The organism is Methylobacterium sp. 10 (assembly GCF_000519085.1).
Taxonomy (GTDB): domain Bacteria; phylum Pseudomonadota; class Alphaproteobacteria; order Rhizobiales; family Beijerinckiaceae; genus Methylobacterium.
In genome coordinates, this window is the sequence record NZ_KI912577.1 from 4073544 (window position 1) to 4086686 (window position 13143).

The 13143-nt window shown below is 70.8% G+C and carries 16 protein-coding genes; 12 read left to right on the top strand and 4 right to left on the bottom strand.

Going from position 1 to position 13143, the window contains the following annotated elements; translation table 11 throughout:
• Positions 1 to 2: 2 nt before the first annotated feature.
• Positions 3 to 365 (bottom strand): hypothetical protein, encoded by a 363-nt coding sequence (locus K368_RS0119190; protein WP_027173745.1) that lies wholly within the window; start codon positions 363 to 365, stop codon positions 3 to 5.
• Between the two features lie 116 nt (positions 366 to 481).
• Complete coding sequence (locus K368_RS0119195; protein WP_027173746.1) at positions 482 to 1150, bottom strand: GntR family transcriptional regulator; 669 nt, start codon at positions 1148 to 1150, stop codon at positions 482 to 484.
• A 224-nt stretch (positions 1151 to 1374) separates the two neighbouring features.
• On the opposite strand from K368_RS0119195, the gene mdcA reads away from it, so the two are divergent.
• The 10 genes from mdcA (at position 1375) to K368_RS0119245 (ending at position 8834) form a co-directional block, all read left to right on the top strand.
• Positions 1375 to 3021: a malonate decarboxylase subunit alpha gene (gene mdcA / locus K368_RS0119200; protein ID WP_027173747.1), complete on the top strand. Its 1647-nt coding sequence runs from the start codon at positions 1375 to 1377 to the stop codon at positions 3019 to 3021.
• Positions 3022 to 3033: 12 nt separating this feature from the next.
• The gene (mdcC, locus tag K368_RS0119205; RefSeq protein ID WP_027173748.1) at positions 3034 to 3345 is read left to right on the top strand and encodes a malonate decarboxylase acyl carrier protein; all 312 of its coding nucleotides are present in this window, start codon (positions 3034 to 3036) and stop codon (positions 3343 to 3345) included.
• Entirely contained in the window at positions 3345 to 4277 is a 933-nt protein-coding gene (locus K368_RS0119210) for a biotin-independent malonate decarboxylase subunit beta (protein ID WP_027173749.1), read from the top strand. The genes mdcC and K368_RS0119210 overlap by 1 nt, the downstream gene beginning before the upstream one ends.
• Positions 4264 to 4995: a biotin-independent malonate decarboxylase subunit gamma gene (locus tag K368_RS0119215; protein WP_027173750.1), complete on the top strand. Its 732-nt coding sequence runs from the start codon at positions 4264 to 4266 to the stop codon at positions 4993 to 4995. Before K368_RS0119210 ends, K368_RS0119215 begins: the two co-directional genes overlap by 14 nt.
• The gene (mdcG, locus tag K368_RS0119220; RefSeq protein ID WP_027173751.1) at positions 4988 to 5659 is read left to right on the top strand and encodes a malonate decarboxylase holo-[acyl-carrier-protein] synthase; all 672 of its coding nucleotides are present in this window, start codon (positions 4988 to 4990) and stop codon (positions 5657 to 5659) included. Before K368_RS0119215 ends, mdcG begins: the two co-directional genes overlap by 8 nt.
• The gene (mdcB, locus tag K368_RS0119225) at positions 5656 to 6516 is read left to right on the top strand and encodes a triphosphoribosyl-dephospho-CoA synthase MdcB (protein ID WP_027173752.1); all 861 of its coding nucleotides are present in this window, start codon (positions 5656 to 5658) and stop codon (positions 6514 to 6516) included. Before mdcG ends, mdcB begins: the two co-directional genes overlap by 4 nt.
• Entirely contained in the window at positions 6513 to 7457 is a 945-nt protein-coding gene (locus K368_RS0119230) for a malonate decarboxylase subunit epsilon (RefSeq protein ID WP_027173753.1), read from the top strand. The genes mdcB and K368_RS0119230 overlap by 4 nt, the downstream gene beginning before the upstream one ends.
• 69 nt (positions 7458 to 7526) lie before the next feature.
• The gene (locus K368_RS25120; RefSeq protein ID WP_051439932.1) at positions 7527 to 7778 is read left to right on the top strand and encodes a hypothetical protein; all 252 of its coding nucleotides are present in this window, start codon (positions 7527 to 7529) and stop codon (positions 7776 to 7778) included.
• Positions 7779 to 8011: 233 nt separating this feature from the next.
• Entirely contained in the window at positions 8012 to 8461 is a 450-nt protein-coding gene (locus K368_RS0119240) for a GNAT family N-acetyltransferase (RefSeq protein ID WP_027173754.1), read from the top strand.
• Between the two features lie 79 nt (positions 8462 to 8540).
• On the top strand, positions 8541 to 8834 hold the full coding sequence (locus tag K368_RS0119245) for a hypothetical protein (protein ID WP_027173755.1): 294 nt from the start codon (positions 8541 to 8543) through the stop codon (positions 8832 to 8834).
• 18 nt (positions 8835 to 8852) lie between these two features.
• Here the strand turns inward: K368_RS0119245 and K368_RS0119250 are convergent, their stop codons facing one another.
• Positions 8853 to 10049: a phosphatase domain-containing protein gene (locus K368_RS0119250; RefSeq protein ID WP_027173756.1), complete on the bottom strand. Its 1197-nt coding sequence runs from the start codon at positions 10047 to 10049 to the stop codon at positions 8853 to 8855.
• A gap of 87 nt (positions 10050 to 10136) precedes the next feature.
• Positions 10137 to 11126, bottom strand: a complete 990-nt coding sequence (locus K368_RS0119255) for an Ldh family oxidoreductase (protein WP_027173757.1) — start codon at positions 11124 to 11126, stop codon at positions 10137 to 10139.
• 259 nt (positions 11127 to 11385) lie between these two features.
• Between K368_RS0119255 and K368_RS0119260 the strand changes: the two genes are divergently transcribed.
• Both K368_RS0119260 and K368_RS0119265 read left to right on the top strand, forming a co-directional pair.
• A complete protein-coding gene (locus K368_RS0119260; protein ID WP_027173758.1) occupies positions 11386 to 11682 on the top strand; it encodes a hypothetical protein in 297 nt (98 codons plus the stop codon).
• 311 nt (positions 11683 to 11993) lie between these two features.
• Entirely contained in the window at positions 11994 to 13097 is a 1104-nt protein-coding gene (locus K368_RS0119265) for a tlde1 domain-containing protein (protein ID WP_027173759.1), read from the top strand.
• Positions 13098 to 13143: the final 46 nt, after the last annotated feature.

The following is a 13143-nucleotide window of genomic DNA, read 5'->3' on the forward strand; positions in this document are numbered from 1 at the left end:
TCTCAGGCGGACGGCGGACCTCGCGATCCGATGGATTGGTCGGGCGGTGCTCGGGCGCGTGGGAGCGCCACGTCCGGACGTGGCGGAAGCGGGGCCGGTGAGACCTCCCAGACCACCGTTGCGAAGGCCGTGTCCTGGCCCGGCGCCTGCGGTCCCGCATGGGCCGCCGTGCAGCACGCATGCCCGCAGGCCGGGCTCGCATCGGCGGGATCGTCCGGCGCGTCATGCCCGCACAGGGCGCTTTCCCATCCCGCCGGGGCCGGTGGCGCCATCGTGCCGAGGAAGGCCTGGAGGCACAGGCCGTAGAGCGCGATCATGGCGATGATCGCGCGCAGGCCGGCCGTCCCTGGCGAGAGCTTCCGCATGACTTGGCCTTACGGCACGGGTTCTCGCGCCGTCAATCTGGTTCCTCCCGGGTTCGCAGGCTCTTCCCCGATAGCGGGAGCCCTCCGGCAGGTCCATGTCCGAGAGATCGCGGACCTCACGCACCGGCATGTTCGGCGATGTAATGGCCGATGGCGCTGGCGGCGTTGAGCATGTGCGCGCGCATCCGCCGGGCGGCGGCGTCGCCGTCGCCCTCTGCGATGGCGGCCAGGATCTCGCCGTGCTCGGCGCGGGAGGTCCGGATCCGCTCGCCGTGGCGCAGCTGCGTGCGGCGAAACCCCGAGAGGCGGGTGCGCAAGGCGAGGGCCTGTTCCAGGAGGAAGCCGTTATGGGTGGCGGCGTAGAGCGCCTCGTGGAAGCCGCGGTTCAGCGTGTCGTAGGCGTCGACGTCGCCCGCCTCCACCATCGCTTCCGATCGGGCATGCAGATCCAGGAGGCGACTGCGCTCGAGCGGCGTCATCCGGTAGGTGGCGAGGCGCACGCACATCGCCTCGAACTCGGCGGTTGCCTCGAACATGTCCATGATCCGCTCCGGCGTCATCCGGGTGACGACGACGCCCCGGCGTGGCCGCAGCTCCACGAGACCGTTGAAGGCGAGCTGGCGCAAAGCCTCCCGCACCGGCGTCCGGGAGGCGCCGAAGCGGTCGGCGAGATCCTGTTCGTCGAGGGCCGTGCCGGCGCTCAGGGTGCCGGCCGCGATCTCGTCGGTCAGGGCATTGCGGATCAGGTCGGAGAGAAGCCCCCGCTCCTCGGCGATGCCGTCCATCGTCGTCGTCCCCTCCGCGCAGCCGATCCGCGGCTGCGGACCATTGGGTATCCGAGAATGCCCGTAAACCATTGTTCAGTATACACCTCGTTGACTTTCACGGGCTATGGGGTACGCCTTGCGTGAGATGCGGCGGTTCACGGATATCGGAAGCCCTGTACCGGGAGCATCGCGTCTCCATGGCCGTCCGCCGATGCGGGGCCGGATGTCGAGAGGCGGGTCGGATGGCCGATTGGCGGGTGCAGCGGAAGGCGAGGGACGCGCGGATCGAGCGCGGTCGCGCGCTTGCGGAGGGCAAGGTCGTGGCCGCTTCGGCGGTGGTCGACCTGCTGGAGGCCGTGCTGCTGCCCGGCGACCGGGTCTGTCTCGAAGGCGACAACCAGAAACAGGCGGATTGCCTCGCAAGGGGATTGAGCGCTTGCGACCCGGCGCGGGTGCACGACCTGCACATGGTCCAGTCCGGCATCGTGCTCCCTGAGCATCTCGACATCTTCGAGCAGGGCATCGCCCGGCGCCTCGACTATTCCTATTCCGGGCCGCAGGGCGCCCGCATCGCCCGGATGCTCTATGGCGGGCAGATCGCGCTCGGCGCGGTGCACACCTATCTCGAACTCTTCGCGCGCTACTTCATCGACCTGACGCCCAACGTCGCCCTCATCGCCGGCGTCTCGGCGGACCGCGACGGCAACCTCTATACCGGCCCCAACACGGAGGACACGCCCACCGTCGTGGAGGCGACCGCCTTCAAGAACGGTGTCGTGATCGCGCAGGTGAACGAGATCGTCGACCGGGTGCCCCGGGTCGACATCCCCGGCGACCGGGTGGATTTCGTGGTCGAGGCCGACAGGCCGTTCTACGTGGAACCGCTCTTCACCCGCGACCCGGCCGCGGTCACCGAGACGCAGATCCTGATGGCCATGATGGCGATCAAGGGGATCTATGCCGAATACGGCATCCGCCGGCTCAACCACGGCATCGGCTTCGGCACCGCCGCCATCGAGCTCCTGCTGCCGACCTTTGCCGAGCGGCTCGGTCTCAAGGGCAGGATCGCCACCCATTGGGCGCTCAACCCGCATCCGAGCCTGATCCCGGCCATCGAATCGGGGTGGGTCGAGCAGATCCACTGCTTCGGCTCTGAAGTCGGGATGGACCGCTACATCCGCGAGCGGCCGGACGTGTTCTTCACCGGCGCCGACGGCTCGTTGCGCTCCAACCGCGCCTTCTGCCAGACGGCGGGGCTCTATGCCTGCGACCTCTTCATCGGCTCGACCCTGCAGATCGACCTTCAGGGCAATTCCTCCACCGTCACCACCAACCGGGTGGCGGGGTTCGGCGGCGCGCCGAACATGGGCTCAGATCCGCACGGACGGCGCCACCCCTCCGACCCGTGGATGAAGGCCGGCGAGGAAGCCGGCGGCACCGGCGATCCCGCCCTGCGCCGGGGGCGCAAGCTCGTGGTTCAGCTGGTCGAGACCTTCGGCGACAAGCTGGTCCCGGCCTTCGTGGAGCGGCTCGACGCCCTCGAACTGGCGCGCAAGCTCGATCTCGAACTCGCCCCCGTCATGGTCTACGCCGACGACGTGACCCACATCGTCACGGAAGAGGGCATCGCCAACCTGCTCCTGTGCCGGACGCTCGACGAGCGCGAGCAGGCGATCCGCGGTGTCGCCGGCTACACCGATGTCGGGCGCGGGCGCGACCACGCCATGGTCGAGGCGCTTCGGGCGCGAAAGATCATTCGCCGGCCGGAGGATCTCGGCATCGATCCCCTCGATGCCGACCGCTCGCTGCTGGCGGCGCGGTCGATCAAGGACCTCGTGCACTGGTCGGGCGGCCTCTATGAGCCGCCGGCCAAGTTCCGGAACTGGTGAGGGAGCGCCCCCATGGAAAAGCTGACCTTCCGGCATCGGACGTCGAAGCCCCTGCCCGGCACGAAGGCCCAGGCGATCACCGGCGTGGTCGCCTCGGGCAACCTCGAAGTGCTGATGGAGCGCAGCCTCGCGGCCGACGAATGCACCATCGAGATCGATACCGCGATCAACGGCTACGGTCCGGTCTGGGAGGCCGTGGTCACCGACTTCGTGGCCCGCCGCCAGCCCGGCGGCCTGCGCATCACCATCAACGACGGCGGGGCACGGCCCGATACCGTGACCCTGCGCCTGCTCCAGGGCGCCCGGCTGATGGAGGCCGTGTGATGGCGCTGAGCCCCGTCTCCCTCTCCGCCGATCCCCTCGACCAGAGCTGGTACGAGGCCAGCGCCCGCGCCCGCATCGACGCCCTCGTCGATCCCGGCACGTTCGAGGAGTTCCTCGGCCCCGAACAGCGGGTGATGAGTCCGCACCTGCCCGCCTTCGACCTGCCGCGCGCCTTCGACGACGGTATCGTGGTGGGACGTGGGGGCCTCGACGGTTCGCTCGTCTTCCTTGCCGCGCAGGAGGGCCGGTTCATGGGCGGGGCCTTCGGTGAGATCCATGGCGCCAAGCTCGTCGGCCTGCTGCGGGCGGCCCTCCAGGTGAGGCCGGCGGCGGTGCTGATCCTGTTCGATACCGGCGGCGTCCGGCTGCAGGAGGCCAATGCCGGTGAGACCGCCATCGCCGAGATCATGCGCGCCATCGCCGATCTGCGCAGGGCCGGCGTGCCGGTGGTCGGGCTGATCGGCGGGCGCGCTGGCTGCTACGGCGGCGGCGGCCTCATCGCCGGCACCTGCTCGCGCCTCGTGGTCTCGGAGGGCGGACGCATCAGCGTCTCCGGCCCGGAGGTGATCGAGACCAACAAGGGGGCGGAGGAGTTCGATTCCCGCGACCGGGCACTGGTCTGGCGCACCATGGGCGGCAAGCACCGCCGCCTCATCGGCGGGGCGGACGCCTTCGCGGACGATACGATCCGCGCGTTTCGCGATGCCGCCCGCGAACAGATCGGCAGAGCGGCGCCCTTCGACCTCGCCACCCTGGAGGCCGAACAGGCCCGCCTCGAAGCCCGTCTCGATCGGTTCGGCGATGCCCGGGACGCCACCGAGATCTGGGGCCGCCTCGGCGTAAACGATCCGGCGGCCGTGCCGGGCCTGGATACGGACCGGTTCGACGCCCTTCTCGCCCGCCTGCCGGAGGCGCCCCATGACGCTCGCTGAAATCCTTGCCTCGCTGTTTCCCGCGGGGCACGGCGTCGAGGTCGAGGATGGCCTCATCGGCGGCGACGGGCCTTTCGGGGCAGGCCGCCTCGCTGTGGTCGGGATCGACGGGAACACGCCGCTCGGGATCGAGGGGGCCTGTCTCCTTGCCGGGCGCGTCCTCGATGTGGTGCGCCGGGGGGGCGAGACCCCGATTCTCGTCGCCATCGATTCCGACAGCCAGCGCATGAGCCGCCGCGACGAGCTGCTCGGCCTCAACGAGTATCTCGCCCATCTCGCCAAGGCGCTGCTCCTTGCCGATGCCAGCGGCCACCCCACTATCGGCCTCGTCTACGGGCACACGGCGGCAGGCGCCTTCATCGCCACGGCCCTGGCGACGCGGGTGCTCGCCGCCCTGCCCGGCGCCCATCCGAGCGTGATGGACTTGGCCTCGGTGGCCCGCGTCACCAAGCTCCCCCTCGACCGGCTGGAGGAGATGGCGACATCCACCTCCGTCTTCGCGCCCGGCCTCGACAACATGGTGAAGGCGGGGGCGGTCCATGCCGTGCTCGACCCGTCGACGCCCCTCGGCCCCCAGATCGAGTCCCTCATCGCCGGGAGCTCCACGGCTGATTGCCGCGACGCCCTCGGCGAGGTGCGCGGCGGGCGGCTCATGGCGCGCGACATTGCCGGGCAAGTGGTGCTGGCGGCGACGGGCAATGCTGCGCCCCATGACTGAGGACGAGGCGTCGGGGCTCGCCCGCCACGACCTCCTGCGCGTCGACCCGGAATGCTGGGGCCGCCTCCTCGCCGGGCGCCGGGATCTCGACGGCGTGTCCCATGTCGCCGACTGGGCCCGTCGCGGCCGGCCGGTCATCGTCCGCCGCCGCGATCCCGGCCAGCCGACGGATCACATCCCCGTCGGCCTGCCGCTGCCGCCATCGGCCGGCAAGCGCCGGATCGGCCTCGCCCTGCCGCCCTCTGCCGCGAGCCTGTATCCGCCGGTCACCCTGGTGAGCGCGTGCGAGACCGCGCCGCCGGCATGGCGGCCGGTCGTCGATGACGTGCTGGCCCTCGGGAGCGAGCACGGCCTCGCGCCGACGGTGTTCGGAAGCCTCCTGTGGCAGGCGCTGACCGGTCTTCCCTATCTCGGGGCCGGCTCCGATCTCGACCTGCTCTGGCCGGTGTCGGGCCGGGTCGATCCCCGCTTCCTGCAGGCCCTCGCGCGGATCGAGGGGCGCGCGCCGATGCGCCTCGACGGCGAGATCGTCCTGCCCGACGGGGCCGGCATCCACTGGCGCGAATTGCTCGCCGCGCCCGAGGGCGGAACCGTCCTGTGGAAGGGGCGGGAGAGCCTCGCCCTGCGCCCCGCCGCGTCGTTCCTCGGCAAGGCGGCGTCATGAGCGCCCTCGCCCGCTCTCCGACCTGGGACGCCCGGGCTACGCTCGGCCCCGGCGACATCGCGGGACGTGCGGTGGAGGCCCTGCGCCTCGAAATCGAGACCTATCCCAAGCCCGGCCTCGTCAGCCATGTGGATCGCGGCAGCCATGCCGACATGGATGCCGGCACCTTTCGCGCCAGTGCCACGGCTCTGGCCCCCCACTTCGCCGACCTCGCCCGTGCCGGTGCCGCAGGCGCCGGCATGTCCACCCTTCGGCGGATCGGCATCGAGGCCGAAGCCGCCATGCGCGAGGCGACGGGCGGGGTGAACACCCATCGCGGCGCCATCTTCGGCCTCGGTCTTCTCGCCGCCGCCGCGGGCGCCCTCGGCACCTCCCGCCTTCGGCCGGGAGCGCTCGGGCGCCACGTGAGCGAGCGTCACGGCGAGGCGATCCTCGCCGGACCCGTCCTACTCCATGCGCCGGGCGCGGTGGCGCGACGCCGCTACGGAATCGGCGGCGCGCCCGCCGAGGCCGCCGCCGGCTTCTCCACCCTCTACGGGGTCGGGCTTCCCGCCCTGCGCCGGGCGCGGGGGCTCCGGCCCGGCGACGAGGAGGCTGCCCGCGTCGAGGCCTGCTTCGCCCTGATCGCCCATCTCGAAGACACCAACCTGCTCCATCGCGGCGGCGAGGCGGGCTATGCCTTCGCCCGCGCCTCGGCCAGGGCTTTCCTTGCCGGAGGAGGCATTGCGCGGGGCGATTGGCGGGCGCGGGCGGTGGCGATCCACCATGCCTTCGTCGCGCGCAATCTCAGCCCCGGCGGCAGCGCCGACCTCCTCGCCATGACCCTGTTCGTCGACGGGCTGGAGGCGGCGGCATGAGTCTCGCGGTCCTGCTCTCGGGCCAGGGCGGCCAGGATCCCGCCATGTTCGATCTCACGGCCGATCATCCCGCCGCGCAGGACATCTTCGCAGCGGCGACGCCCCTCCTCGGCGCCGATCCGCGCGATCTCGCCCGGACGGGCGGCCCGGCCCTGCACGGCAACCGCACCGGTCAGATCCTGTGCTGCGTCGCCGGCCTCGCCGCCTGGACCGTCTTGCGGGACAGGTATCCCGGCCCTGTGGTCCTTGCCGGCTACAGCATCGGCGATCTCGCCGCCTGGGGCTGTGCCGGGCGGCTCTCGCCCGCCCCGGTCCTGCATCTGGCCGCCGCGCGAGCCGAGGCGATGGATGAGGCCAGCGGGCCGGGCTACGGGCTCGCCGGCCTGCGCGGCCTGCCGCGCGCGCGCGTCGCGGCCCTGGTCGAGGAGCATGGCTGTCATCTCGCCATCCTCAACGCCGCCGACAGCGTGGTCGCGGGCGGGGCGGTGGCCGCTCTCGAATCCCTGTGCGTTCGGGCTCTCGCCTCGGGGGCTGCGCGGGCGGTGGTGCTGCCGGTGCATACCCCCTCGCACACGCCGCTCCTGGCAGCGGCCAGCGCGCGGTTTGCCGAGGACCTGGCGCGGACCGAGATCCTGACGCCGCCTCGCCTCGGCCCATCGCCGCCTCGCCTCCTCAGCGGTCTCGACGGTGCCCCGGTCTTCGACGCGGCGAAGGGGCTCGACAAGCTCGCTGCGGCGATCTCGCGGACCATCGATTGGTCGGCCTGCCTCGACGGTATCCGCGAGGCCGGGGCGCGGGCCGTCCTCGAACTCGGCCCCGGCCATGCCCTGGCGACCATGGCGCGGGAGGCGATGCCGCACGCGGCCGTCCATGCCGTCTCCGATTTCCGCTCCCTGTCCGGGCTCACGGACTGGCTCGCGGCGAAGGCCGGCGCTAACTGAGCCGCTTGGGTATCCGCCGTGAACCCTATGCCCCGCCGGCGCGTTGAGGGATCGGGCGGAGACTTGGCCATGTCGAGACGGATCTACGGGGCGGGTACTTTGGTCGTTGCCCTCGCATCGGCGAGCCCCTGCTTTGCCCAGAACATGGCGCTCACGCCGCCGGCACCTCCGCCGAGCACCGTCCCGAGCGAGCCCGTCCGATATCCCGGACCGCCTCCGCGTCCACAGCTCCACGCCTTCGGGGGCGAGCTTCCGAACCAGCGGACCGGCCCGATGCGCAACCGCGTGGTGCGCGACATCTGCATCGGCTGCGACCGCTGAATCAGAGGCTCCCGCGGGGCTCGGACATCATCCAGAAACGTAAGCGCGCGAAACGCACGTGCTGCGCCCCGATTGCCCCCAAGCGAGGCGCAGCGGACGGACGGAGCGGCGTGCCGATGGCACGCTGCCCCGTCCGTCTTCAGGCCCGCCCGGACGGGTCGCGCGCGAGGGGATGTCCCGAGTTTTCCGCCGGTGGTCTATGGATGTCCGCGTGACTTCCATCGGAGACGCGTTTGGCTAGCCGCTATGGGCTTGAGATCCGGGCTGCAACGGCTGCCGACGCGGCGGGCCTCGCCGCCCTGTTCCGGGCGTCGGGACAGACCAACGCGGTGAGCGACCTGGCCGAGCGGCTGGAGGCCTTGCGCCTGGGGAGCGGGACGGCCCTGATCGCCGTCGAATGGGGGCCGCCGAGCGGCCTCGTCGTCCTGCACTGGTATCGCTCGCTGATGGCGGCTCAACCGGTCGCCCAGATCACCGGCCTCCTGGTCGGGCCGGAGGAGCGTCGGCGCGGGATCGGCCGCCTGCTGCTGAAGGCCGCGTCGCAGGCCGCGCGCACGGCCGGATGCGCCACCCTCGAACTGACCGCCTTGCCCGATGACGATACTCTGCGCGTCTTCTGCGAGAGCACGGGGTTCGAGCGCGCCGGATCGCTGTTCACCCGGCCGCTGCGCAAGAAGAGCTGAGGCCGCGGGCGAAGGGAACCGGGAGATTCACCGCGCTGTTCCTTCCTTGGATCGTTTCGATCCGATCAAGGAGACCGGCATGACACGGACTCTCATCCGCACGGCGCTCGCCTCGGCACTGATCCTCGGCCTCGCCGGTGCGGCCCAGGCGCGCGGCGGCAGCGGCGGCGGTGGCGACGGGCTCTCGCCCTATTCTGCGCTCAGCGGCAACGACCGTTCGGCCGGCGTGAACAACGGCAACTACCGCGATCCCCGCCTCGACCCCTATCTGCAGACCTACGGCCGGCGCTACGTCGCGCCCCGCCCCTATGGCGGCGCCGGCGAGTACGGTTATCGGCCCTCGCGTCGTGGCTATGACGGGTACGGATACTGACGAGGTAACTCTCCGCTGTCAGACAGGAGTCTTGCGGGCGGTGGCGGTGTCGTCGCCCGGCTCGATGATGATCGGCTCCACCGTCTCGGGCATGTCCTGGGACCGGCATTCCGCCAGGATCGCCTCTGCTCCCTCCTTGCCGATGAGGCCCAGGGAGAGAGCATGGTCGGCCATGATGGTCGTGTCGCCGGCCAGCACCAGGCTGCTGCCGGCCTCGAGGATCGCCTGCGACAGGCGCTCGATCTCGACGGCGCGGCACGGGTCGCGTGAGACGTTGCGGATATAGACGGCGAGAACCCGGCCCGGATTCTCCGAGACGATCTTGGCATAGACTTCCGGGTCGTGCTGGCCGCTGTCTCCGATGAGCACGAAGGGCAGGTCGCCGTAGAGTGCCAGCATGTGGCGGATCAGGTCGCGCTTGTGGTCCTCGGCGCGACGCGGCAGCGGATGGCGCCAGGACAGGCCCCATTCCCGCAGGAACAGCACGGGCCCCGCCGGAATCCCGTGCTGCCGGAAGAACTCGCTGAGCATGTCGTAGATGCCCCAGGGGGCGCGGGAGACGTAGAGCATCGGGTTTGCCTGGTCGCCGGTGGCGCCCGCATGCAGCGCCCGGCTCAGGGACGCCGCGCCGGGGAAGGCGACGCGGTCCTCCGCATCGGCCACGAACAGCCGCCACAGCATCTTGAGCTTGTTGGCCACGCCCGTATGCATGATCGTGTCGTCGATATCGCTGATGACGACGAAACGGCACTTCTCCGGCGGAATGAACACCTGCCCCTGCGCCCGCACCGGCGGATCGGCCGCGAGTTCGAGATCCACGAGGTGCCAATGGCCCTCGCCGGCGGGCACGCTCGGCGGCTTGAGGCTCACCCGGAAATAGCCGTCGCGGTCGGTGACGGCGGTCGTCTCGGCCCCGCCGAAACGCGCGACGATGGACGCATCGGCGACCTTGCGCCGGCGGATGCGCCGGGCGATGTCGCGCAGGTCGGCGGCGATGTCGTCGGCCTCGGGGTCCGGCTCGCGGCGTGCCTGCCGGAAGACCCGGCCGATCAGGAAGATTTCCCTCGTCGAGCCGTAGCCGCGATAGGCCTCGATCACGGTCCCGCCCGTCCCCTGCGCCCGGCGCACCGGGCGGGCGGCCAGCGCCAGCAGGCGCCCGCCCGCCTTGCGCCAACGCGGCGTCGCCCGTTCGAGGGTCGGAGGGGGTGAGGTCATGGGCCGGTCCGAAGCGATACGATCGTGATCGCGGTCAAGCCGTCGTCAGGGCCGAAGGTTGCGCGGGACGGCTCGGTTCGAGCGTCGTCACAGCCGCTCGATCTCCGCCAGCAGCGTCTCGGAGAGGGTGATCCCCTCCTCGGCGGCGCGGAGGCGGGCGGCGAAGCGGCGTGTTCCGGGCAGCCGCGCGCCGTCCTGTTCCGCCACCGAGCGGGCCATCACCGCGAAGCGCTCCAGGGCATTGCCGGCGAAGGCCGTGGCATCGATGGCGAGGATGAGCTGTCCGGTGGACGGAGGCTCGCCCTCGGCATCGAGAAAGGACGTGGCTTCGCTGGCGAAGCGCGCCCCGGTGAGGCCGGCGGCGAGCAGCTCCACCATCAGGGCGAGGGCCGTGCCCTTGGCATCGCCCAACGGCACCATGGTGCCGGCCAGCGCCGCCACGGGGTCCGTGGTCGGGTTGCCCTCGGCATCGAGGGCCCAGCCCTCGGGGATCGTCTCGCCGCGCTGTTTGGCGGTGATGATGTTGCCGCGTGCCACCTTCGACAGGGAGAGATCGACGATGATCGGCTCCGCCCCCGGCAGCGGGCAGGCGAAGGCGATCGGGTTGGTGCCGAAGACCGGCCGGGTTCCGCCCCAGGGCGCCATGGAGGCGGGGGCGTTGGCGAAGAGGATGGCGACGAGACCGTGTTCGGCCAGGGCCTCCACCGGCCGGCCCGCGGCCCCGCAATGGTGCGAGCGGCGGATGGCGGCCGCAGCGATCCCCTGTTCGCGGGCGATCTCCGGCAGGAGGGCGATGGCCGTGTCGAGGGCCGGATAGGCGAAGCCGTGGGCGGCATCGATGGCGAGCAGTCCCGGTCTCGGCCGCGTGCTCGACACGACGGCATCGCCGACGACCTTGCCCGCCCGTACCTGCTCGCCATAGGCCAGCAGCCGCATGAGTCCGTGGGTCCGCAGCCCGTCGGCCTCCGCCGCGACGAGGGCGCGGGCGACGCTCTCGGCATTGGCTGGCGCGGTTCCGCAGCGGATCAGGGTGTCCGTGGCGAGGCGATGGGCGGCGTCGAGGCGAAGGATCGGCATGGCGTGGCCTTAAGGCAGCTCTCCGTGGCCTGTCGAGGGAGAAGTCCGGTTCCGCACCGGGCGTCGCCGGAGCCAGCTTCAGCTGAACGTTCCCGATGGTATGGTTTAAGACAAAACGTTGAGCGAATGAGCTGAACCGTGGTTGTCAACCGGCATGCTTCGTATTGTAAAATGAAAATTTTCGGGACGTTATTTTAGTGAACCATGTGGGCGGTGCGACGTTATTAGGCCAAGTCCGTATGACACGAGGAAATAGACTATGCAGATCAGGACATTCGCTATCGCTGCCGCCTTCGCCGTTTCGTTGAGCGGCGCGGCCTTCGCCCAGACGGCCGCTGGCGGCGGAAGCGCCGAGGGCAACATGAACAATCCCGGCAGCGTGAAGAGCAACGGCGAGAAGGGTGCGGAGCGTATGGGCGGCGCCAACACCACCGGCTCCACCATGGCTCCGGGCATGGCGACCGACGTCCCCTCCAATGCGACGCCGGGCGCGCCGGCCGGCTCGAATGGTGGCAACGCCGCCACCGGCAGCGGTGCTGCTCCCAGCGGCAAGTAAGGTTCCGGGGCGCCCGCCACGAAGGTGGAGTGCCGGATATATGAAGATGCCGCCCCGTCCGCCGAAAGGTAGGCGGGGCGCCTTCATGTGGGGGCCGGAAGTTACTCGGCCGGCCAGTACATTCTGTCGAAAAACGTGCTCGCGATTTATCGGTGATTAACCAACTTCGCGCTGAATGGGGGGCATCAAGGTTGATGGTTCCCTAAAACGACATGGACGATCGATGTGACCTTCGCGAGGCTCTTGCGGGAGCTTGGTGAGGTCGTTCGAGGTCCATGCGGGCAGGGTACGCGTATCCGAGTACAGCCCGCATGATCGACGATGCGTCCACCTATCGCCGCCGCCCACGCCGTTCCCGGCCGCGCAGCCGCGTCCTTCTGAAGACCGCCGTCGTCGCGCTGTTCGTCGCGACCTTTCCCCGATTGACCGGATCGGACGCGCCCGTGCCCGCCGGGACGGCGCCCCTCGCCAGCCGGCAGGTCTTCCCCGAGGCGACGCCCACCGCTGTCGCCCGCAGCTATGCCTGGATGCTCGACCCCTCCGCGGCTTTGGGTGCACGGACGCCGGACTGGCGCGCCTCGGAGCCGATGCAGGTGGCCGGGTTCGCGGCACCGAAAGCCTCGCCCGTCGAGATCGCCCCCGGGATCGCGCTCGCTGCCGTGGCGCCGGCCTCTTCAGAACTCGCACCCGCAGCACGGCCGCTTCAGCAGACCGCCCGCCTCGTCCAGCCGATGCCAGCACCGGTGCCGCGCCCCTTCGACCTGAAGCCTCTCTCCCGCGAGCCTCGCGTCGCCACCCGCCGCCCGCCGTCGCGTACGGTGGTGGCGGCCCGCCAGGACGTGGAGGCCGAGCGCTCGTTCTTCGAGACGGTGTTCGGCCGGCGTGATCCGGATCGGAGCCCTGCTCCTGCCCTCGCCTATGCCTCAGCCGATACGGGGACCATCGATCTGAGCCAGCGCCGTGTCCTCGACCGCGTACCCGCGACGGCGGCCGGCGGAACCGCGATCTACGACATCAGCGCCAGTACGGTGACGCTGCCGAGCGGCGAGCAGCTGGAAGCCCATTCCGGTCTCGGCCAGCACATGGATAACCCGCGCCTCGTCCATGTCCGCATGCGCGGTGCGACGCCGCCCGGCACCTACGATCTGACCGAGCGCGAGGCCCTGTTCCACGGGGTGCGCGCCATCCGCCTCAACCCCGTCGGCGGCAGCGCCGCCATCCACGGCCGCGACGGCATCCTCGCCCATACCTACATGCTCGGCCCGAGCGGCGCGTCCAATGGCTGCGTGGTGTTCAAGGACTACAATCGCTTCCTGCAGGCCTATCTGCGCGGCGACATCCGCCGCCTCGTGGTGGTGGCCGGTCACAAGGGCGATGCACCGGCCTCGTTCACGGCGAAGCTGTTCGGCCGTTGATCCCCGGTCGTTTCCCATCCGGCCGATACCAGTCCAAAATACTCCG

Coding starts and splice junctions, on each gene's coding strand:
- K368_RS0119190 (WP_027173745.1), bottom strand. CDS start 365: ATGCGGAAGCTCTCGCCAGGGACGGCCGGCCTGCGCGCGATCATCGCC.
- K368_RS0119195 (WP_027173746.1), bottom strand. CDS start 1,150: ATGGACGGCATCGCCGAGGAGCGGGGGCTTCTCTCCGACCTGATCCGC.
- mdcA (WP_027173747.1), top strand. CDS start 1,375: ATGGCCGATTGGCGGGTGCAGCGGAAGGCGAGGGACGCGCGGATCGAG.
- mdcC (WP_027173748.1), top strand. CDS start 3,034: ATGGAAAAGCTGACCTTCCGGCATCGGACGTCGAAGCCCCTGCCCGGC.
- K368_RS0119210 (WP_027173749.1), top strand. CDS start 3,345: ATGGCGCTGAGCCCCGTCTCCCTCTCCGCCGATCCCCTCGACCAGAGC.
- K368_RS0119215 (WP_027173750.1), top strand. CDS start 4,264: ATGACGCTCGCTGAAATCCTTGCCTCGCTGTTTCCCGCGGGGCACGGC.
- mdcG (WP_027173751.1), top strand. CDS start 4,988: ATGACTGAGGACGAGGCGTCGGGGCTCGCCCGCCACGACCTCCTGCGC.
- mdcB (WP_027173752.1), top strand. CDS start 5,656: ATGAGCGCCCTCGCCCGCTCTCCGACCTGGGACGCCCGGGCTACGCTC.
- K368_RS0119230 (WP_027173753.1), top strand. CDS start 6,513: ATGAGTCTCGCGGTCCTGCTCTCGGGCCAGGGCGGCCAGGATCCCGCC.
- K368_RS25120 (WP_051439932.1), top strand. CDS start 7,527: ATGTCGAGACGGATCTACGGGGCGGGTACTTTGGTCGTTGCCCTCGCA.
- K368_RS0119245 (WP_027173755.1), top strand. CDS start 8,541: ATGACACGGACTCTCATCCGCACGGCGCTCGCCTCGGCACTGATCCTC.
- K368_RS0119250 (WP_027173756.1), bottom strand. CDS start 10,049: ATGACCTCACCCCCTCCGACCCTCGAACGGGCGACGCCGCGTTGGCGC.
- K368_RS0119255 (WP_027173757.1), bottom strand. CDS start 11,126: ATGCCGATCCTTCGCCTCGACGCCGCCCATCGCCTCGCCACGGACACC.
- K368_RS0119260 (WP_027173758.1), top strand. CDS start 11,386: ATGCAGATCAGGACATTCGCTATCGCTGCCGCCTTCGCCGTTTCGTTG.
- K368_RS0119265 (WP_027173759.1), top strand. CDS start 11,994: ATGATCGACGATGCGTCCACCTATCGCCGCCGCCCACGCCGTTCCCGG.